At 65.1% G+C, this 20,954-nt stretch carries 16 protein-coding genes; 10 read left to right on the top strand and 6 right to left on the bottom strand.

Features of this window, described 5'->3' with window-relative positions; translation table 11 throughout:
• Nucleotides 1–45 precede the first annotated feature (45 nt).
• Nucleotides 46–4,203, bottom strand: coding sequence for an autotransporter outer membrane beta-barrel domain-containing protein (locus ACWGS8_RS10390; RefSeq protein WP_454580829.1), 4,158 nt, complete (start codon nucleotides 4,201–4,203; stop codon nucleotides 46–48).
• A 227-nt stretch (nucleotides 4,204–4,430) separates the two neighbouring features.
• Complete coding sequence (locus ACWGS8_RS10385; RefSeq protein WP_454580828.1) at nucleotides 4,431–5,495, bottom strand: AraC family transcriptional regulator; 1,065 nt, start codon at nucleotides 5,493–5,495, stop codon at nucleotides 4,431–4,433.
• 275 nt (nucleotides 5,496–5,770) lie between these two features.
• Here ACWGS8_RS10385 and ACWGS8_RS10380 point away from each other — a divergent pair, with 275 nt between their 5' ends.
• The 4 genes from ACWGS8_RS10380 to ACWGS8_RS10365 all read left to right on the top strand — a co-directional run bounded on the left by ACWGS8_RS10380 (nucleotide 5,771) and on the right by ACWGS8_RS10365 (nucleotide 10,154).
• Entirely contained in the window at nucleotides 5,771–6,916 is a 1,146-nt protein-coding gene (locus tag ACWGS8_RS10380) for a helix-turn-helix transcriptional regulator (RefSeq protein ID WP_454580827.1), read from the top strand.
• 245 nt (nucleotides 6,917–7,161) lie between these two features.
• Complete coding sequence (locus ACWGS8_RS10375) at nucleotides 7,162–7,854, top strand: outer membrane protein (protein WP_454580826.1); 693 nt, start codon at nucleotides 7,162–7,164, stop codon at nucleotides 7,852–7,854.
• Nucleotides 7,855–7,995: 141 nt separating this feature from the next.
• The gene (locus ACWGS8_RS10370) at nucleotides 7,996–9,399 is read left to right on the top strand and encodes an NfeD family protein (protein WP_454580825.1); all 1,404 of its coding nucleotides are present in this window, start codon (nucleotides 7,996–7,998) and stop codon (nucleotides 9,397–9,399) included.
• Nucleotides 9,396–10,154, top strand: a complete 759-nt coding sequence (locus ACWGS8_RS10365) for a slipin family protein (RefSeq protein WP_454580824.1) — start codon at nucleotides 9,396–9,398, stop codon at nucleotides 10,152–10,154. The genes ACWGS8_RS10370 and ACWGS8_RS10365 overlap by 4 nt, the downstream gene beginning before the upstream one ends.
• 54 nt (nucleotides 10,155–10,208) lie before the next feature.
• Here ACWGS8_RS10365 and ACWGS8_RS10360 read toward each other — a convergent pair whose 3' ends face one another.
• On the bottom strand, nucleotides 10,209–11,138 hold the full coding sequence (locus ACWGS8_RS10360; protein ID WP_454580823.1) for a LysR substrate-binding domain-containing protein: 930 nt from the start codon (nucleotides 11,136–11,138) through the stop codon (nucleotides 10,209–10,211).
• Nucleotides 11,139–11,234: 96 nt separating this feature from the next.
• On the opposite strand from ACWGS8_RS10360, the gene ACWGS8_RS10355 reads away from it, so the two are divergent.
• The gene (locus ACWGS8_RS10355) at nucleotides 11,235–12,245 is read left to right on the top strand and encodes a zinc-dependent alcohol dehydrogenase family protein (RefSeq protein ID WP_454580822.1); all 1,011 of its coding nucleotides are present in this window, start codon (nucleotides 11,235–11,237) and stop codon (nucleotides 12,243–12,245) included.
• A 58-nt stretch (nucleotides 12,246–12,303) separates the two neighbouring features.
• Here the strand turns inward: ACWGS8_RS10355 and ACWGS8_RS10350 are convergent, their stop codons facing one another.
• Genes ACWGS8_RS10350 through ACWGS8_RS10340 form a run of 3 tightly spaced genes read right to left on the bottom strand, consistent with a single transcriptional unit; the run spans nucleotide 12,304 to nucleotide 16,066 of the window.
• Complete coding sequence (locus ACWGS8_RS10350) at nucleotides 12,304–14,616, bottom strand: xanthine dehydrogenase family protein molybdopterin-binding subunit (protein WP_454580821.1); 2,313 nt, start codon at nucleotides 14,614–14,616, stop codon at nucleotides 12,304–12,306.
• Nucleotides 14,613–15,596: an FAD binding domain-containing protein gene (locus ACWGS8_RS10345; protein WP_454580820.1), complete on the bottom strand. Its 984-nt coding sequence runs from the start codon at nucleotides 15,594–15,596 to the stop codon at nucleotides 14,613–14,615. Before ACWGS8_RS10345 ends, ACWGS8_RS10350 begins: the two co-directional genes overlap by 4 nt.
• On the bottom strand, nucleotides 15,593–16,066 hold the full coding sequence (locus ACWGS8_RS10340; protein ID WP_454580819.1) for a (2Fe-2S)-binding protein: 474 nt from the start codon (nucleotides 16,064–16,066) through the stop codon (nucleotides 15,593–15,595). The genes ACWGS8_RS10345 and ACWGS8_RS10340 overlap by 4 nt, the downstream gene beginning before the upstream one ends.
• Nucleotides 16,067–16,538: 472 nt before the next feature.
• Between ACWGS8_RS10340 and ACWGS8_RS10335 the strand changes: the two genes are divergently transcribed.
• From ACWGS8_RS10335 to ACWGS8_RS10315, 5 genes are all read left to right on the top strand, one after another.
• On the top strand, nucleotides 16,539–17,156 hold the full coding sequence (locus ACWGS8_RS10335; protein WP_454580818.1) for a TetR/AcrR family transcriptional regulator: 618 nt from the start codon (nucleotides 16,539–16,541) through the stop codon (nucleotides 17,154–17,156).
• 4 nt (nucleotides 17,157–17,160) lie between these two features.
• Nucleotides 17,161–17,397: a hypothetical protein gene (locus tag ACWGS8_RS10330; RefSeq protein ID WP_454580817.1), complete on the top strand. Its 237-nt coding sequence runs from the start codon at nucleotides 17,161–17,163 to the stop codon at nucleotides 17,395–17,397.
• A gap of 92 nt (nucleotides 17,398–17,489) precedes the next feature.
• On the top strand, nucleotides 17,490–18,233 hold the full coding sequence (locus ACWGS8_RS10325; RefSeq protein WP_454580816.1) for a DeoR family transcriptional regulator: 744 nt from the start codon (nucleotides 17,490–17,492) through the stop codon (nucleotides 18,231–18,233).
• A gap of 113 nt (nucleotides 18,234–18,346) precedes the next feature.
• Nucleotides 18,347–19,918, top strand: coding sequence for a sugar ABC transporter ATP-binding protein (locus ACWGS8_RS10320; RefSeq protein WP_454580815.1), 1,572 nt, complete (start codon nucleotides 18,347–18,349; stop codon nucleotides 19,916–19,918).
• Entirely contained in the window at nucleotides 19,915–20,901 is a 987-nt protein-coding gene (locus ACWGS8_RS10315; RefSeq protein WP_454580814.1) for an ABC transporter permease, read from the top strand. The genes ACWGS8_RS10320 and ACWGS8_RS10315 overlap by 4 nt, the downstream gene beginning before the upstream one ends.
• The last annotated feature ends 53 nt before the right edge of the window (nucleotides 20,902–20,954 follow it).

The following is a 20,954-nucleotide window of genomic DNA, read 5'->3' as shown; positions in this document are numbered from 1 at the left end:
CCGCCTGACGACGTCATTTTGGCGCGCGCCGGCGGCCTTTTGTCGTCAGAACTTGACGCTGAGGTTGGCCTTGGCGCCGTTGTCGACGGCGCCGCCGCCGAACTGGCCGGTGTAGGACACGCCGAGCGTCGCATTGGGCGACATTTTCATGTCGATGCCGGCTTCGATGACGGCCGCGTCCCTGGCGATCGGTACGCCGGCGATGGTGAAGGCGTCGCCGCCGACGAAGGCGAAGCTCGAGGTCGGCGTGACGTCGCCAAAAGCGTGGCGCCAGCCAAGCATGCCGCGCGCGGTGGCATTGACGCCGCCAAGCGCGAAATCGGTCGAGCCGCGCAGGCCGAGCGTGGTGAAGGTGGCGTTGGTGGTCGAACCGGCGCTGGTCAAGGCCGCCGGCCCTCCGGTTTCGCTGAAGCCGTCAGTGTGCAAGCTGACATAAGCGAGATTGGCGAAGGGCTCGAACTTGAACTGCCCGGCATCTGCCTTGTAAGCGAGTTCGCCGAACACCTGCGCCGTGCCGGCGTCGTAGTCGGCCGACAGAGCATCCGTGAAGCCGTTGAAGGCAACGGAGCGCTTGGTCGAAAGACTGTTCCAGCTGTAGGCCGCACCGGCGCGGAAGGCGATGGCGCCCCAATTGGTACCGCCATAGAGGCCGAGATGGTAGCTGTTGTTCTTGCCGGAGGAATTGCGATCGTCGGCGTCGAAGGAGGAATGGCTGTAGCCGCCCAGCAGGCCGACGCGCCAGCCGCCGAGCAGCGTATCGGCGCCGGCCAGCAGGCCGCCGGTCGAGCGGTCGAAGGCGGCGGCGTTGCCGTCGCCGTCGGTATTGCCCCAGGAGCCAAAAGCCTGGCCCCAGACGGCGAAGCGATCGGTGTCGGCGGCGACCATTTCGGGGCCGCCTTCGCCATAGGCCATCACCGGAAGTGCTGCCGTGCCGCCATCGCCGAAAGCTGAAGCGATGCGGTTGCTGGCGGCGTCGCGGATGAAGCTGGAGTCCTCGAGCAGCATGCCCTTGGCCGAGGCATGGATCTCGCCCGAGAGCTGGTCGAAGGCGGCTTGCGCAACTGCTTCGGTCGGCAGGCCCATAATGGCATCAAACAGCGGATTGCCGCTGCCCAGGTTTTGAGCGCCGCCGCCGGTGGCGATCTGGTTGGGGGTTGCGCCGACATCGGCGAAGGACTTTGCCTCGACGATGTCGAGATAGACATGCGTCGCGTCGTAATTGGCGGTAAGGCCGGTGAATAGGCCCACTCCGACGACCGAGTAGGTGCCGCTGACGCCGGCATCGGCTTGCAGCACCGTGTAGTGCGTGCCCGGCACATACGGCGCCGCATCCGCCTTGACCACGTCGAGGACCGCGCCGGCGGCGATCGTCGCCATGCCCGTCGCATGTAGGAGGTCGGACTGGCCGGTCGATGTCAGTTCGACCTGGTAGATCGAGCCTGCTGCCTGGTCGATGTCGCCCGCGACATTTAGGGTGCCGATCGAATTGCCCGGCGCGATGATGCCGCCCGACTGAGCGACTATGCCGCCCGCCGTGCCGTTGCCACCCAAAATGCCGCCCGAGATCGTCACCAGTGAGCCGGCCAGCGAACCGTTCACGGCCAGCCGTCCGCCGGTCACATTGGTGGCGCCGGTGAAGCCGCTCGAATCGGCGGTCAGGTTCGTCGTGCCGGCGATCTGGTTGATCGTGCCCGCGCCGCTCATGGCCGAAGCGAAGGTGTAGCTGGCGTCGGTGTGGTTGAAGTTGATCGTACCCGCGCCCTGTCCGAACTGAATGCTAGCCGCATTGAGCGCGCCGGCGGCCGTCGCCGGCTGCCCGCCCGCCGCACCGATGTTCAGCGTGCCGATCCAGCCCGCAAGGCTGGCGATGTTGACCACACCGCCAGCCGACACAGTGCCGCCATTCGCAATCGTCAGCGTGCCTGGGCCAAAACCACCGACATACAGATTTCCGCTATTGGCCCACGTCGAGTTGGTGCCGCTGATGCTGACCATGCCGATGGACCCGGCACTGCCGCCCACAAAGCCATTCGTGTTGGCGACCTTGCCGCCATTCGAGACGATCAATGAGCCCGTACCACGTTGGCCGACAAAAAGGAGGCTGTTGCTGGTCCAGGTCGATCCCACGCCGCTGACTGTTGCCGTGCCCACGGAACCGGCATCAAAGCTCAGATAGCCGGCATCGCTGGTGACCTTGCCGCCGTTTGAGATCGCGAGCGTTCCGGTGCCGTCCGCGCCGACGATGAGGGAAGAATTGTTGGTCCAAACCGAACCGATACCGTCGACCGTGACCGAGCCGCTGGCACCCACGGCGGCGCCGACAACGCCTCCCAGGTTGGCGACGCTGCCGCCATTGCTGATCGCCAGCGTGCCCGTTCCAAGATTGCCGACGGCGAGATTGCCACTGCTGGTCCAGGTCGAGCCGCCGTCAACGAACGCCGTGCCGGTCGAGGCGGCACCATAGCCGATAGAGGCCGAGTCACTGATGACCGCGCCGCCGCTCGAGACCGACAGCGTGCCGGTGCCGAGGCCGCCGACATACAGGGCCGTGCTGGTCCAGGTCGAGCCGGTATTGGCGACCGACACCATGCCGGTCGAGCCTGCCGAATTGCCGACATAGGCCGTGGCGTTTTTGACGGCGCCGCCGTGGGTGATCACCAAGCTGCCAGCGCCGAAATCGCCAACGGCCAGGCTGGAACTGTTGGTCCAGGTCGAGCCGGCGCCGTCGACAAAGACCGTGCCGGTCGAGCCCGCGATCGCGCCCACAAGTCCCGCGTCATTGCTGACCGCGCCGCCATGGGTGATGGCAAGATTGCCCGTGCCGGAATTGCCGACATAGAGGTTGGAAGTGTTTTTCCAGGTCGAGCCGGCACCATCGACGAATACCACGCCGTTCGAGCCCGCGAAGTCGCCAACATAGCCTATGGCGTTACTGACCGCGCCGCCGCCCGAGACCGTCAGCGCACCCGTGCCCTGATCGCCAATGAACAGGTTGGAAGAGTTCTTCCAGGCCGAGCCGGCACCGTTGACCATTACCGCGCCGTTGGAACCCGCGGCATAGGCTGCATAGCCCACCGAGCTGGTGACCACGCCGCCATTCGAGATCGTCAGCACACCGGAACCGGCGTTGCCGACAGCGAGGGCCGCGTTTTTCCAGGTCGAGCCAACGCCATCGACAGTTGCCGTGCCGGCGGCGCCCGCAAGGTTGCCCAGAATACCACTCAGATTGCTGACCGCACCGCCGTTCGAGACCGTCAACGCACCTGTGCCCTGATAGCCGACGAACAGATTGGAACTGTTTGTCCAGGTCGAGCCCGCACCGTCGACCGTCACCGTGCCGTTGGAGTCCGCATACCGACCGAGCGTGCCTACGACATTGCTGACCGCGCCGCCCTTGGTGATGTTCAGCAAGCCGGTGCCGTTGTCGCCCACCGTCAGCGATCCGCTGTTGGTCCAGGTCGAGCCGGCACCATCGACCGAGACGGAGCCGTTCGAAGCGCTGCCTTTGCCAACATACCCATCGGTGTCGCTGACCGCGCCGCCTTTGGTGACGTTGAGTACGCCGGGGCCGTTCTGCCCAACCACCAAGGTTGAGCTGTTGGCCCAAGTCGAACCCGTACCGTCCACGGACATGATCCCGAGTGCGTCGGCGCCGTCGCCCAGGATGCCCCTGACATTGCTGATCAGGCCGCCTTTGAGGATGGAGACCGTTCCCGTGCCTTCCGCTCCGACATAGAAATCGTCGCTGTGCAGCCATGCCGATCCAGCTCCGTCCACGGTGACGGTGCCGGTAGCGCCCGCGAATCTGCCAACGGAGCCTTGTGAATCGCTGAGTGTCCCGCCGTTGATGATTTCCAGCGAACCGACGTCACCGGCATTCCTCCCGACGAAAACCGTGAGCCCATTGGCGCCAGCGCCACTTATCACCGTGGGGTTCGGCGAAAGCGTGTTGACGTTGACGACATTAGTGGCGTCAGGCACCGTACCCGGAGTCCAGTTGCCGGGGTCGAACCAATTGCTCGACGTTGCGCCGTTCCAGGTCACGGGGGCGGCCGCCGCCGGAAGGGCCGTTGCCACGAGGCCGGCTGCGGCAAGGATTAGCGCCAGCGAACTGACGCCGGAGCGAGGATGGCGTAGCCGGTAGCTCGTCTGCCAGCTCGAACTCAGCGTCGCGCTGCGGCTTCCAAATATGCTCTGTGGCATGCAATCCCCTGATATGTCAGTCGTTTTCACCCTGATCCGACATGGCATCGGAGCCAGGAATTGTCTTGGGCAGGACCGCACTGGAATTGGACTGGAGCGAAGTGCGGTGGCTTTTCCGGGCGCTGTGATGGTTTGGCACCATCGGCCGCCTCGGGCGCGGCCGGACGACTAACCTCCCTCTCGGAACGAAGGGGAATTACGGCGCCCGTCAGCGGAACCATCCGAATCTATCGCACGCTCGTTGGCGTGTGGCCGAAGCGGCGGCGGAAACAGCGATTGAAGTAGGACACATCGCTGAACCCGTTCATCAGCGCAATTTCGCTGACGCGCAGGGCGTCCTTGTGCCTTTGCGAGAGCATCTTGCGTGCTCCCTGCAAGCGCTGTTCGAGAACACGTTCGGAAAAGCTGACGCCTGTCTCCTGGAGCAGGTCCTGGACATAGCGCGCCGACAGCCCGAGTTCTTTGGCGACGCCTTGCGCGGAGATTTCTGGATCGGTGAAGCCGCCGCGAATTTTAGTAAGAATCGCTTGCGTCCGTACCGCACGTAGACCTCGCGCGTCGGCGTTGTCGCGCGCCGTCACAGGTGCGGCAATGGAAGCGGTGGCGGCGATCAGATCGGCAATATGATCGGCCACGAACTGCATGGTCAGTTGAGACTCGGCTTCTTTCTCATCGGCCAGAACGCCGACATAGGCACGAACAAGGGCGTTGATCATCATGGAGCTAGGCGCGACCGTCATCAGGCGATCCTCAAACCCTGCACATCGCTGACGCACGCGTTCTCGATCGGTCTGCACGGCAATCAGGCCGCACTGTCCGTTGCTCGCCCGGATGATTGAGGGAGCGCTCTGCTCGACAAGAACGGACGCGCCTGGACTCAGATCGACGCTCCTTCCCGACTGGTCGACACTGAGCGGGGAGTGTCCGGCATTGAGAAGCAACACGACATTGTTGGTGCTCTGGGCCGCAATGTCTTCAGTGGTTCTCGATATCGATTTGACAGTGCCTTGGATCGTGCCCACCGAAACGTCGCAAGTTCGAACAATCCTGAGCTCGCCTTCGAACGATCTGCCGATCGCCGGATCGGCACGCAGACGGGCGTAACCGGATGACAGCGTTGAGATCCATTGCTCTTTCTGGATTTGTTCTCCGCCGATGAGGTCGCTGGAATTGTAGATAATCCTGTGCAAGCATCGCTGGGCGACATGGATATCCTGCCAGAGCGAAAATCGATCGCGGTCGCCAAGATGCTGCGGCAAATCGGCGGATGAAAACACCGTCTTTCGTGACAAGGAAGCGCCCCCGCTAAACCCGCAGTCTTAAAAAAATCGAACGCGGCGCTTTCCATTCGAGGAATAACCAGCGACATAGGTCGCCAAGCGTTCAACGGATCGAATTGGACCCTTAGTCGAGCTCAATCACGCTTGGCGTCACCCGAAAGTATGACGCCAGCAAAATCGTCCAGGCAGGATCGGCCTCCTTTCGCCGGCTCCGCCGCTCAAAATTGCTGGTTTCATCTTTTGCCGGCCATCCATCATGGCGGGCATACTGGGGTGTAGGAGAAACGGTGGAAAGGCTGAGCAGCGAAGTCCTTAGTTCGATTGTCGGCGATATCTACGATTGCGTGCTGAACCCCGACGGGTGGACGGAGGTGATGATCCGCATCACCGAAACCATGGATGCGGCCTATACCACCATCGCGCTTGCCAGCACCGCCGGCAATCATGGCCGCTTCGCGGCCCAATCGCCGTGGGATCCAGAGCGGATGCGCGTGCTCCAGGAGGATTATGACTTTGACGCGATTCCCGGGCTGAAGGCCGCGGTCGTCGGCGATATCGACACGCCCGTCGCGACACTGTCGCACATGCGCGAAGCCGACCTCCAGCGGACGCCCTTTTTTCAGAATTGGGCCAAGCCGCAGGGTCTGCGTGAAGGCTGCATCACCAAATTCGTTCATACGCCGGACCGGATTGGGCTCTTGGGTTGCACCACGCGGGCAAGCAGGGGGGTGATTTCGGCCGAGGAGCAGCGTTTCCTGGCCCTGCTGTCGCCACATCTGCGCCGTGCGTCGCTGATCGGCGATCTGCTCGATCAGGCCCGCGTGGCGGCCAACCTCTATCGCGCGGCGCTCGACCATCTTGCCGTGCCTGTCGTTCTGACCGGCGCCAGCGGCGCGATCCTCCATGCCAATGGAGCCGCCGAGCTGATGCTCGCGGGGCATGGTCCCATTCTTTCCAGGAACGGCGTGCTGCAGACGGAGAATCCCGCGGTTGCCCGCGCCTTGCTGGAAGCGATCGCCGGCGCCGCGGACGCGGATGGCTCGCTTGGTTCACGCGGCATCGGCCTGCCCATTTCGGCCCCAGGTCAGCCGCCCGCCGTCGCCTATGTGCTCCCGTTGACCGAAGGCACCGCGCGCGCGGCTTTCCGGCCCGCCTGTGCCGCTGTCTTCGTCTCGACCACGACGTCCTCTTCGCCACTGCCGGAGGCCGTTCTCACCACGCTGTTCGACCTCACGCCGGCGGAGGCGCGGGTTCTGCTGCGCATCGGCAGCGGATTGTCGGCGTCCAGAAGCGCGTTGTCGCTCGGCATTGGCGAGAACACGTTGAAGACCCATCTCAACCGTATCTTCGCCAAGACCGGCACCCGCCGCCAGGCCGATCTGGTCAAACTCATTTCGGATATTGGCACGCCCGTCGCGGCTCCCGAATCATAGTGCGAGCCGGCTGAGGCTGCCGATCTCCGCCTTGCCGAGGACATCAGCAGCTTCCTGATGCGCCGATCGGCTGAGGCCGATCGGCCACAGCGATCGGGAAAGTACAGTGGCGCGTTTCGGGACAATTCCAGTGCGGCCCAGCCCAAGACGCGGCCGATGGGCGATGCAACACCTCGACGACACCTGAATCGCTGCGGAAACATGTCCTCAGCCAGGGGGATGCAACAGCTTTGAGGTAGCAAACAGTGAAAACGATTCTTCTCGCCACAGCCCTTGTTCTCGCGCCCGTCGGCCTGGCATCAGCGGCGGATGTCAGTGAGGGTTCGCCGGTCACCGCCTACGACTGGTCCGGCCTCTATGCGGGCGTTCACTTCGGCTACGCAGCCGGAAAATCCAACCTCTTCATCGCCGGCGCCGGCGTTGGGGGTACCGACGTTAACGCTCCTCTCGATCCGAGCGGCTTCGTTGGCGGCGTCCATATCGGCTTCAACCAGGAATTGGCGAACAGCTTCGTGCTCGGTGCCGAGGCTGACCTCGCCTACGGCAATGTAGATAGGGTGAGCACCTTCGCAGGCGCCGGAGCGCTGCTCAAGACCGACCGCCGGTGGTCGGGTTCGGCGCGCCTGCGGGCTGGCTACGCTTTCGATCGGACCTTGCCCTACGTCACTGCCGGCGTGGCTGCCGCCAAGTATGAAGTGAGCGTGGTCACGGCCGGCCCCGGCGGTACAATACCAGTCCACGACGAAACCCATCTTGGTTGGACGGCCGGAGCTGGCGTTGAGCACGCCTTCACCGAAAAGTGGATCGCCAGCGTCGAATATCGTTACTCAGACTTCGGCAAAAAGGATATCTCGGTGCCGCTTTTGGGTCCTGGCACGGTTTCGAACGTCGATCTCAAGACGCACGATATCCGGGTCGGGCTCAGCTACAAGTTCTGATCCGCCAGGCAAACACCCCGCGCGCTTCGCCGCGCGGGGTACGCAACTCGCGGTCAATTCGGCCTCCGCCAATCGCCGACATCAGCTCCCCATTGGACTTCGCCGGGACACCACCCATATTGAATCCATGGAGCGTTGAGCGTGTCCTTCGCGCGGGTGGCCCTTCTTGCCGCGGTTTTTGCCGCCGTGGCTGCATTTTCTCCGTTCTCCTCGGCTGGGAGCGAGAAGGTTGCGCTGAGCGTCGCCATTGACGGCGCCATCGGGCCGGCGAGCACCAGGCAACTCGAGGAAGCGCTCGATGTCGCCGCCAAGCGGGACGCCGCAGTCCTCATCCTGCAACTCGATACGCCCGGCGGGCTGGTCACCTCGATGCGCGAGATGATCGCCGACATCCTGGCTTCGCCGGTGCCAGTCATCGGCTATGTCGCGCCGGCCGGCGGCCATGCGGCGAGTGCCGGCACCTACATCCTCTATGCCACCCATGTCGCGGCGATGGCGCCGGGCACCAATCTGGGCGCCGCGACGCCGGTCGAGATCGGCGGGCTGCCGTCGCTGCCGGGCGGCGACAAGGGCGATCAGAAGGGCGGGGGCGATCAGAAGAACCAGGGCGAGCAGAAGGGCCAGGACGGTCGGCCGGCGGGCGACGCGATGATGGCCAAGGTGACCAATGACGCGGTCGCCCTGATCCGCTCGCTCGCCGAACTGCGTGGGCGCAATGGCGACTGGGGCGAGAAGGCGGTGCGCGAGGCGGCGAGCCTGTCGGCCAATGCGGCGCTGCAGGAGCATGTCATCGATTTCGTCGCCCACGACACCACCGAGCTGTTGCAACTGGCCGATGGGCGCACCGTCGACGTGGCCGGCAAGAAGGTGGTGCTGGCGACCAAAGGGCTGCCGGTCGAGACGCTGGAGCCCGGCTGGTTCATCCGGCTGCTCGGCGTCATCACCGATCCCAACATCGCGGTCATCCTGATGCTGGCCGGCGTCTATGGCATCATCTTCGAGTTCACCAGTCCCGGCGCGGTCGCGCCCGGTGTCGTCGGCACCATCTGCCTCGTGCTCGGCCTCTATGCGCTCGATCTCCTGCCGATCAACTATACCGGCCTTGCCCTGATGCTGCTCGGCATCGCCTTCCTCGTCATCGAGGCGTTCAATCCCACCGTCGTGCTTGGGCTCAGCGGCGTGGCCGCCTTTCTGTTCGGCGCCGCCATGCTGATGAGGGTGGAGGGGCCGGGCTTTGCCATGTCATGGGCCGTCATCGGTCCCGCCGCCGCGCTGACGCTTGGGCTGGCGCTGCTGACCGGCACCTATGTCTGGGCGGCACGCAAGAATCCCCCGCGTGTCGGCGGCGAGGCGATGCGCGGCCTGCCGGTCGAGATCCTCGACTGGCAGGGCGGCGAGGGTCATGTGCTGGCCCTGGGCGAGCGCTGGCGGGCAAAGGCCGACGAGCCGATCGCGGCCGGCGACAGCGTCGAGGTCACCGACATCAGCGACCTCGTGCTCACCGTGCGGCGGCGCGATGCGGCAAGGAATGGAGCAAGACAATGATGGTTGGTTATGTGGCCTATCTGGTCGTAGCGCTGGTCGTGATCATGTTCTTGTCCGCAGCCGTCCGTATCCTGCGGGAATACCAGCGCGGCGTGGTCTTCACGCTCGGCCGCTTCACCGGGGTCAAGGGTCCCGGCCTCATCATCCTCGTCCCCTTCGTGCAGCAGATGGTCAAGGTCGATCTGCGCGTGGTGGTGCAGGATGTGCCGCCGCAGGACGTGATTTCGCGCGACAACGTCTCTGTGAAGGTGAACGCGGTGCTCTATTTCCGCATCGTCAACGCCGAGCGTGCGATCATCCAGGTCGAGGATTACATGGCCGCCACCAACCAGCTGGCGCAGACCACGCTGCGCTCGGTGCTCGGCAAGCATGAACTCGACGAGATGCTGGCCGAGCGCGACAAGCTCAACAGCGACATTCAGGAGATCCTCGACCAGCGCACCGACGCCTGGGGCATCAAGGTGTCGAATGTCGAGATCAAGCATGTCGACCTGAACGAGAGCATGATCCGCGCCATCGCCAAGCAGGCCGAAGCCGAGCGCCTGCGGCGCGCCAAGGTGATCAATGCCGATGGCGAGCAGCAGGCGGCGGCGAAACTGGTCGAGGCGGGCCGGATGCTGGCGGCCGAGCCGCAGGCCATGCAACTGCGCTATTTCGAGGCCCTGCACGACATTGCCGGCGAGCGCTCGTCCACGGTGGTGTTCCCGCTGCCGGTGGATCTGCTCAGCCAGTTCATGAAGGGACAGGGGAAGTGAGGTCGCGGCCCCCTTCTCCCCTTGCTTGTGGGAGAAGGGGGCGGTTCGCACCTTTCACACCCGCCAGGGCGGCTCCGGCGCGAAGCGCTTGCTGATCCAGTCGGCGAAGGCGCGGGTCTTGGCGGCTTGTCCCTTGGCCGAGGGCACGACGACGTAGACCGCGCCTTCGTCGGCCAGCGTCCATTCTTCCAGGACAGGCACCAGCCGTCCGTCGGCGAGTTCGCGGCCGATCAGCCAGTCGGTGCTCATCATCAGGCCGACGCCCTGCACGGCCGCCTCGACCAGCACCTCGGCATCGTCGCTGACCAACGGCCCTGAAACCTCGACGCGCGCACGCCGGCCTTCGTGGTCGGTCATCTCCCAGGCCGGAAAGGTCTGGAAGCCGCTGAAGCCAAGGCAGGAATGTTCGAGCAGCGCCTGCGGCGTCCGCGGCCTGCCTCTTCGGGCGAGATAGGCGGGGGCGGCGCAAAGCAGCCGGCGCCGCGTCGCCACCTTGCGCGCCACCAGGCGCGAATCCTCCAGCGCGCCGAGCCGCACGGCGACGTCGAAATTCTCGGCGACCAGATCGGCGAAACGGTTGGAGAATTCGGCCTCGATGCGGATATCGGGATATTCGGCAAGGAATTGCGGCAGCAGCGGTCCGATCCACATGCGTCCGAACGTACCAGGCAGGGCCAGCCTGAGCAGGCCGCGCGGGCTGCCGTCGGCATGCTCCGACGCGGCGGCCTCGGCCTCGTCGACGGAGGCGAGGATGGCGCGCACGCGCACCAGGAATTCGGCACCGGCTTCGGTCAGCGACACGCTGCGCGTCGTGCGATGCAGCAGCCTGACCCCCAGCCGCTCCTCCAGCGACTGCAGGCGCCGCGACAGGATGGTGGCGTCGCGCCCGACACGCACTGCTGCCCTGGTGAAGGAGCGCGCCTCGGCGATGGCCGCGAAGGCCGCCATTTCTGCAAGCGCCGCAGGTTCGTTCGATTGCTGCATGTTTCGCATTACTCAAATGCAAAATGGAATGATTATCCAGAAATAGCGCAGCAGATAAGTTCACTCAACCATCAATCGTCCACCGGAGTGAAAATCATGAAAGCCATCGAACTGAGCCAACCCAGGCTCGACGCCTTCCGCGCCGCCACCGTCGCCACCCCCGAACCGCAGCGCGGCGAGGTGCTGATCCGCCAGCGTGCGGCAAGCCTCAATTTCGTCGATGTCGCGGTGGCGAGCGGCAATTATCCCGGGCCGAGCTTTCCGCTCATCCCCGTCGCCGACGGCGCCGGCGAGATCGTCGCGCTGGGCGAGGGCGTTACGACTTTCAGCACGGGCGACCGCGTCGTCGCCCATGCCAAGCCGCGCTGGATCGGCGGCCGGCCGCGGCCCTACGAAATGACGCAGATGCGCGGTATCGCGCTGCCGGGGTCGCTCGCCGAATATGTCGCGCTGCCGGCCAATTCGCTCGTGCCGGTCCCGGCGCATCTCTCCTTCGAGGCGGCGTCGACGCTGCCGATCGCCGGCACCACGGCCTGGAACGCGCTGCGCACCGCCAATGTCGGGCCGGGCTCGGTCGTCGTGCTGCTCGGCACCGGCGGCGTCTCGATCTTCACCCTGCAACTGGCGAAAGCGGCCGGGGCCACCGTCATCATCACCTCGTCGTCGGACGAGAAGCTTGAACGGGCGAAGGCGCTGGGCGCAGATCATCTCATCAACTACCGCGCAACGCCCGACTGGGACGGCAAGGTGCTGGAACTGACCGGCGGCCTCGGCGCCGACCTCGTCGTCGAGACCGGCGGCACCGCCACCTTCGCCCGCGCCATCAACGCCACCGCGCCCGGCGGCACGCTGTTCACCATCGGTTTCGTCACCGGCGCCGAGGCCACGGTCAACCTGCTGCCGATCATCATCAAGGCGCTGAAGGTGATCGGCAACAACACCGGATCGGTGTCCGACCTTCGCGACGCCGCCCGCGCCATCGGCGCGGCCGGGATCGCGCCGGTCGTCGACAAGGTGTTTTCACCGGATGACGCGGCCGAAGCCTACACCCACATGGCCGCCGGCGGCCTGCATTTCGGCAAACTGGTGTTCGGGTTGGAGTGGTAGGGGCGAAAGCGACCGAGCGCGTAATCTCCACCGCAGAGGGAGATTACGCGCTCCACCCTCAGATCAGCTTCTCCAGCGTGATCGGCAAATCGCGCACCCTCTTCCCCGTCGCGTGGAACACCGCGTTGGCAATCGCGGGCGCGACACCGACGATCCCAAGTTCACCAACGCCCTTGCCGCCGAGCGCCGAGGAGTGCAGGTCGGGTATCCCCACCGAAATCACCTCGATGTCCGGAATGTCGGCATTGGTCGGCACCAGGTAATCGGCCAGGTTGTTGTTGACGATGCGGCCATGGCGACGATCCATGATGCCTTCTTCCAGCAATGCCTGGCCGATGCCCATGATGATGCCGCCCTTCCATTGGCTTTCGGCGAGCTTGGGGTTGTAGAGCCGGCCGGAATCCAGCGCCGACACCACGCGCGAGACGCGCACCGTGCCGAAATCCTCGTCGACGCGCACCTCGATGAAATGCGCGCACCAGGAGTAGCGGGAATAGTCGCCTTCGGTGTGCGGCAACGCCATGGCGATGGTGGTGTAGTTCTTGTAGCGGTCCTCGGCGGTGGAATTGGCCGGCATGGTGTCGCCGGTCGCCTCGATGCGGTCGCGGTCGACGCTCTTGAGCAGTTCGGCGATCGAGACATCGGGACCGTCGCCGCGCGGCGACGAAATACGGCCCTTGGCGACGACCAGCGTGTTGGCCTGCAGCGCGTGGAAGGGCGAGCGCGGGTCGCTGATGGCGAGCCCGACCAGCTGGTCGAGCGCCGAGGTCGCGGCCTTGTGGACCGCACCCGTCATCACGCCGGCCAGCCGCGAGCCGCCGCTGACGCCGGCGCGGGCAAAGCGGGAATCGCCAAGCTTCACCACTACGTCGTCGGCCGGCACGCCGACCGTTTCGGCGGCGGTCTGTGCCAGGATGGTGTAGGTGCCCTGGCCCATGTCGATGGAGGAGCTTTCGACCTCGACGGAACCGTCGGCCAGGATGCGCACGACAGCCTCGCCATAGGCGCGCCGCACCGGATAGGTGCCGGCGGCGACGCCCCAGCCGATCAACTGGTTGCCGTCGCGCATCGAGCGTGGTTTTGGCGAGCGCCTCGCCCAGCCGAAGCGTTCGGCGCCGGCGGCAAAAGCCTCGCGCAACTGCCTGGTGGACCAGGCTTTTTTCGCGTGTGGATCCTGTTCGGCATAGTTGCGCAGGCGGATTTCAAGCGGATCGATGCCGACCTCATAGGCGAGCTCGTCAATGGCGCTTTCGATGCCGAAGGCGCTAGGGTTTTCGCCCGGCGCGCGCATGGCGCCAGGCACCACGGAATTGACCCGCACGACATTCTGCTTCGAGGAGAAATTCGGCGTCGCGTACATGATCGAGGTGACCGAGCCCAGCGGCTCGACCCACATGCCGTCGATCGATGTTTCATTGACGCCGCGATGCACGATCGACTGGATCATGCCGTCGCGGTCGGCGCCGATCGTCACCGTCTGGCGCGTCGCGGCGCGGCCGCCATAGCCGGTAAAGGTCTGCGGTCGCGTCATCACCAGCTTTACCGGCCGCCCCAGCATTTTGGCGGCACTCGCCGCCACCGCCCCATGGGTCAGCGCCAGCGCCTTGGAGCCGAAACCGCCGCCAATATAGGGCGAGACCAGCCGCACATTCTCGAACGGCACTTCGAACCATTCGGCATAGGTACGGGCCATGCCGTCCAGCCACTGGCTCGGCTCCCAGACGGTGAGATGATCGCCTTGCCAGCGCGCGATCAGCCCATGCGGTTCCATCGGCGCCTGGTATTCGCGCGGCGTGTTGTAGGCGGCGCAGATGCGCACCGGCGCGGCGGCGAAGGCGGCCGGCGCATCGCCCCATTCCCTGGTCATGGCGTCGATCGGAATGCCGTCGCCGGCCTTGCCGTCGCTGAGATCGACGATGGAAGGCGTCTCGTCATAGCTGACCTTGACCAGCGCCGCCGCGGCGACCGCCTGCTCGAAGGTCTCGGCGACAACTGCCGCGACATGCTGGCCCGAGAAGGTGATGTCGCGCGCCAGCGGGCAATAGGGCTTGTCGGGCGGCGGCGTGCCGAACCAGTCCGAAGCGGTTCTCAGGCTGATGATGGTGTCCGGCGTCAGCACCTGCAGCACACCGGGCGAGGCTTCAGCGGTTGCCGTGTCGATCGCGCGCACCTTGCCCGAGGCGATCGTGCTTTCGACCAGCACGGCGTAGGCGAGGCCTTCGAGTTGCTGCTCGACGGCGTATTTCGCCGCACCGGTGATCTTGGCTGGGCCGTCGACGCGCGACAGCCGGCCGCCGACGGCCTCCGCCAGTGCGCCGTCGGACGCGTCGCCATGTCTGATGTCGCCATGTCTGATGTTGTGAACGGTCATGCCGTTTCTCCCAATTTGAGGATGGCGCGCGCGACAACGCGCGGCGCGAGCTCGATCTTGTAGTGGTTGGCGCCATGGTCGACGGCGCCTTCGACGGCGAGCAGGCTGGCGGCGCGGACGGTTTCCGGCTCCAGCATCCTGCCCTTCAGGGCGTCTTCCACGGCACGGACACGCCAGGGCTTGGTCGCGACGCCGCCGAGCGCGACACGCAGGTCGCGGATGGTGCGGCCATCGGCTTCGAATTCGATGCCGACCGCCGCACTTGCCGCGGCGAATTCATAGGACTGCCGGTCGCGGATCTTCAGATAGGTCGAGCGGCGGGCGGCGGCGGAGCCGGGGATTTCGATGGCGGTGATCATCTCGCCCGGCTCGATCGCGTGTTCCTTGTCGGGCGTGGTGCCGGGCAGCAGGAAAAAGTCGTCGACCAGAAGCTTGCGCTCGCCGAGATGAACTGTTGCGTCGAAGGCGACCAAAGCGGTGGCGAGGTCGCCGGGATACATGGCGATGCAGGCTTCGCTGGTGCCGAGGACAGCGTGTCCCCGGGTGACGCCGCCGATCGCCGAACAGCCGCTGCCTGATACACGCTTGTTGCAGGCGGAAAAGTTGGAGGGGTCGCGGAAATAGGGGCAGCGCGTGCGCTGCATCAGATTGCCGCCGATGGTCGCCATGTTGCGGATCTGCGCCGACGCCGCCTGCCACAGCGCTTCCGAGATGGCGGGGAAGCGGTTCTTGATGTCGGCATGGTCGGCGACGTGACCCATTTTGGCGAGTGCGCCGATGGTGGCGCCGCGCTCGTCGACCGCGATCCGGTCGAGGCCCTTGAGATGGGTGATGTCGACCAGCGTCTCGGGCTCGGCGACGCCGCATTTGGCGAGGTCGATCAGCGTGGTGCCGCCGGCCAGCAGCATGGCGCCGGGCAGGGCGGCCGCCTGGCGTGCGACGTCGGTCGAAGTGGCGCGAAGATAGGAAAAATCCCTCATGATGCGAACTCCTGGGCTGCCTGGCGGACGGCGGCGACGATGTGCGGATAGGCGCCGCAGCGGCAGAGATTGCCGGCCATGTATTCGCGGATCTCCTCATCCGAGCCGGCATGGCCCTCGCGGATGCAGGCCACCGCCGACATGATCTGGCCCGGCGTGCAATAGCCGCACTGAAAGGCGTCCTGCTCGAGGAAGGCAGCCTGCACGGGATGCAGTTCGCCATCCCGTGCAAGCCCCTCTATGGTGATGATGGCGCGGCCCTCGGCTTGCGCGGCCAGCGTCAGGCACGCCAGCACACGCTCGCCGTCTATGTGCACGGTGCAGGCGCCGCACTGGCCATGGTCGCAGCCCTTCTTGGTACCGGTCAGGCCGAGCCGCTCGCGCAAGGCATCAAGCAGCGTGACGCGCGGCTCGAGCTGCAATTCGTGATGCTGGCCGTTGATGTCGAGATGGACGGGGATTTTCGTCATGGGCGTCTGGCTCCAGTTGCTTGACGCTGAGGGGAATGATCTGGTGTCGGGGCGGGGGTGGACAAGGGGCGCGGACGGCTAGGTGTTGGCGGAAGCGCCAGTGACAGCCAATCTCCCCCTTGTGGGGGAGATGCCCGGCAGGGAAGAGGGGGGCGTGAAGGATCGCGACGTTTGTGGTTTGGCCGTTCAAATGAAAGGCGGTCCAAGGCAGTGACTGCAGTCGTTTGATAGGCTCCCGGGACAGCGCCCCCCTCTGTCCTGCCGGACATCTCCCCCACGAGGGGGGAGATCGGCCGCCTGGCCGCCTTCGCAAATCTCCAGCGAGCAAAGACGACCTTATCTTGCAAGCTCTCAGTGCGTGACATACGGGGTTCCCTGCCTATATGATGAAAGCACTCCACTTAAAGCGGAGGTGCCTCCGTTTATTACGTGGGGGCTGGCCCGGCCGGGTTCAAGTCCCCATATTTTGTCCGTGGAGAAAAAATTGGCCGAAGCCGTCATCGCTGAAGACACCGCCGCGGAAACCAGGCCGCTGCGCGCGGACGCGCAGCGCAACCGCGACCGGCTGGTCGAGGTGGCGGCGGCGGTGTTTGCCGAGCGCGGCATCGACGCCTCGCTGGAGGAGATCGCGCGCCGCGCCGGCGTCGGCATCGGCACGCTCTACCGGCATTTCCCGACGCGCGAGCATTTGGTCGAGGTGGTCTATCGCCGCGAGGTCGAGGCGTTGTGCGCCGCCGCCGGCGAGCTCGCGGCAAAGCATCCGTCCGATGTCGCCCTGGAGGAGTGGATGCGGCGCTTCGTCGATTACATCGCCACCAAGCGCGGCCTGGCGACCAGCCTGCGTATCCTGCTCACCACCAATTCGACGCTGTTTTCCGATACGTCGGGCCGGGTCTCGCAGGCCTTGCGGCAACTGGTCGAGGCGGCGGTGGCCGATGGCACCATCCGTGGCGACGTCGATGCCTCGGATGTGCTGCACGCGCTCGGCGGCATCTATTCCGCCCCCGACACGCCGGAATGGCGCGACCGCTCGCGGCGGCTGGTCAAGCTCTTGATGGATGGCTTGCGGTTCGGGGCGGGGAAGGGGTGACATCGTGGATGACCTCAGCCTGCTGCTGACAAGGTTCGTCAGCGGGGAGGACACCAGCCTGGCAGCCGCCGACAGCTTGGAGGTGTTGCTCGACGAGGCCTATCCTGATGATGAGGTTGTTCAAAGTGCGGTTATAGGTCTTGCTAGCTACAGACCCGGTGGCGGCCCGTTTCTGTTCGACACGCCAGAGATTCAACGGCGCCTGCTTCGTCTTCGCGACTATCTCTCGCGCCGCACCTAAAGAGACCTAGGGCGGACTTGGACTGTGCACTTGCATCTGAATGCGAGCGGTTGTTAAAATCCTCACATTTCAGGAATGCACAGGCCCAACGCATGACGGCTCGCAAGGCGCAAAGGACGGCACGGCTGATCGATCTCTTGTCGCAGCGGCGGGTCATCCATCTCAGCGAAGCGGCGGCGCTGCTCGGCGTCTCCGAGATGACGGTGCGGCGCGACATCGCCACCAACCAGGGGCAGATCGCCTATCTCGGCGGACATATATTGGCGGCGGCCGAGATCGAGGCCGATATTCCCTACGAACTGGCGACAGCGGCCGACAGCCATGCGGCGGCCAAGCGCGAAGCCTGCGCGCATGCGGTGCGCAAGATACGACCCGACGAGACCATCTTCGTCGACTGCGGCACGACGCTGATCCATCTGATCGATCTCATTCCTGAGAATTACCAAATAACGGCAATATGTTACGCCATGAATGTGGCGGAACGCCTGAGCCGCAAGCCCAATGTCACCATCATCATGCTGGGTGGTGTCTACCATCCGGCGTCGGCGTCTTTCTCGGGCACGCATGATTTCGACATTTTGAACAGTGTCGGCATCAACGCGGCCTTCCTGTCGGCCGCCGGCGTCGATGCCAAGCGCGGCGCCACCTGCGAGCATTTCCACGAGGCGGTGGTGAAGCAGAAGGTGATGAGCCTGGCGCGCGAAAATTATCTGGTCATCGACTCGAGCAAGATCGGCAAGCTCAAGCGCGCTTTTTTCTCGGCCATGGACGGCTTCGACGCTGTCATCACCGAGCATGGCGAGGTCGGGCCGGATTCATTCCTGCCGCAGGCCTGACTCCGTTTGACATTTCGCATGCCTGATGGAAAACTCACAAAATAAGTAAGAGAAGTCTCAAAAGGGACACGACAGGGGTAGGGGACGCGTCAACGGGAGGAAGTGCGGGCGTCATGATCGGACAGGGTTCGATTGCGCCATTTTCCGGGACGCCCTTGCTGCGCGTCGAGGGCGTCAGGAAGCGGTTCGGCGGCGTCAATGCGCTGCGCGGCGTCAGTCTCGAAATCCTGTCCGGTGAAGTCCACGCTCTGCTCGGCGAAAACGGCGCCGGCAAGTCGACGCTGATCAAGATCCTCAGTGGCGTGCATGTGCATGATGGCGGCTCGATCGAAATCGACGGCAAGCCTGTCTCGTTTTCTTCACCGGCCCAGTCGCGCGATGCCGGCGTGGCGGTCGTCTACCAGGATCTGAGCCTGGTCGAGTCGCTGTCGGTCGCCGACAATCTGCTTTTGGGGCGAGAACCGAAGACGCGGCTCGGCTTCCTGAAAAAACGCCAGCTGGTGGCGCAGGCCGAAGCCTTCCTCAAATCGCAGAACATTCCGCTCGACGCCCGCGCCATGGTCGGCTCGCTGCCCTTCGCCTATCGCCAGATGACCGAGATCGCCAAGGCGCTGATGGGCGATGTCCGCCTGCTCATCCTCGACGAGCCGACCTCGGCGCTTACCGACGATGAGGAGAAGATCCTGTTCGAGGCGATCCGGGCGGTCGCCGCGCGGGGCGTCGGGGTGATCTACGTCACCCACCGCCTCAACGAAGTGTTCCGCATCTCGAACCGGGTGACCGTGTTCCGCGACGGCCAGAACGCCGGCACTTTCGTCACGGCGCAAACCACCATGCGGCAATTGGTCGGCGCGATCGTCGGGCCGGATCACGCTGTGCTGAAGGCGGATGGCGCGGCGGCAGGGCAGAGCGTGCCGTCAACGGCGGGTTCATCTGAAAAGTCCGTGCTCGAATTGAAAGGCGTCGGCAATGACCGGCTCGACGGGGCCAGCCTCGAATTGCGCGCCGGCGAAATCCACGGCCTTGCCGGCCTGATCGGCAGCGGACGCACCGAAATCCTGCAGACCATCTTCGGTCTGCGGCCCGTCCAGTCGGGCGAGGTCAGCCTGGACGGCGTGTCGCTGAAGGGCACGGACCCGGCGGCGGCGATCGGGCTGGGCATCGCGCTGGTGCCGGAGGACCGGCACGTCCAGGGCCTGGTCCTCGAACATTCGATCGAGCGCAATCTGACCTTGCCGCGCCTGCCGTACTTCTCGCGCCTTGGCTGGCTGCAGCGCCGGCCGGCGAGCGAACACGCCGATGCGGCAATGCGCCGGCTGGCAGTGAAGGCGCCAGGCACGTCGACCATGGTGAAGAACCTGTCGGGCGGCAACCAGCAGAAGGTGGTGTTCGGCAAGTGGAACGAGCCGCGCCCGCGCGTGCTTCTGCTCGACGAGCCGACGGTCGGGGTCGATGTCGGCGCCCGCGAGGAGATTTACGGCGTCATTCGCGCCGCGGCGGCGGCCGGCAGCGGCGTGCTGCTGGTGTCTTCGGATCTCTCCGAACTGCTGCAGCTTTGCGAGCGCATTTCGATCGTCGTCGATGGCCGCATCACCAGGATTGTCGCGCGGCCGGACTTCGGCAGCGCCGAGGACCTTCATCACCTCATTCAACTTTCGCAGCCATCGCAAGAGCACGCGGCATGACCGACACCCAAAGCCCGGCGAAAGCCGCCGCCACTCAGCCGGGCGGTCGCTCGGCGTTACAACATCTGCTGCAGGGCGAGCGGCCCTATATGCTCTATGTCGCCTTCGCCGTCATGCTGATCGTCTTCAGCCTGGCGTCGCCCTGGTTCCTGTCGATCGACAATTTCCTCAACATCGGCCGCCAGACGACGCTGGTGTCGATCATTGCGGTGGGCATGACATTCGTCATCATCTCCAGGCAGATCGACCTCTCCGTCGCCTCGACGCTGGCGCTTTCGGGCATGAGCGCGTCTCTGGCCATGGCCTTTGTCGCCAACAACTGGGTCGTCGGTGCCGTCGCGGGGCTGGGCACCGGGGCGCTGATCGGGTTGCTCAACGGTGTCTTGACCACGCGCCTCGAAATCCCGTCCTTCCTGGTGACATTGGGCACGTTGAGCGGCGCGCGCGGCCTGGCGCTGATGGTCACCAACACCAAGCCGGTCATCATCACCAACGAATATTATTTCGCGATCTTCGGCGAGGGCTCGGTACTCGGCGTCCCGGCGCCGATCCTGTGGACGCTCGGCGTCACCATCGCCGGCATCTTGCTGCTGCACTACAGCGTCTATGGGCGGCGGGTTTACGCGGCGGGCGGCAACCCGACGGCCGCCCTCTATTCCGGCGTCCATATCAAGCAGGTCACGACGCTCGCCTTCGTCTTGACCGGCACGCTCGCCGGGCTGGCGTCGCTCATCCTGTCGGCGCGCTCGCACGCGGCGCGGCCCGATGTGGTGCAAGGCATGGAGCTCGACGTCATCGCCTCGGTCATCCTCGGCGGCTGCAGCCTGTTCGGCGGGCGCGGCTTCGTGCTCGGCACGCTGCTCGGCAGCCTGATCATCGGCACGCTCAACAACGGGCTGGTGCTGCTCGGCGTCAGCTCGTCACTGCAACTCGTCATCAAGGGAGCAATCATCGTCGCCGCGGTCGCGTTCACGAGGAGGTAAGGCGCACGCGGAAATCAGCAGAACCGCCGGCTCCAAACGGCAAGACAAACGTC

The sequence above is a fragment of the Mesorhizobium sp. 43Arga genome, assembly GCF_053714255.1.
Note: the sequence above shows the minus strand (reverse complement) of the source record. Positions and strands in the feature narration are given on the sequence as shown.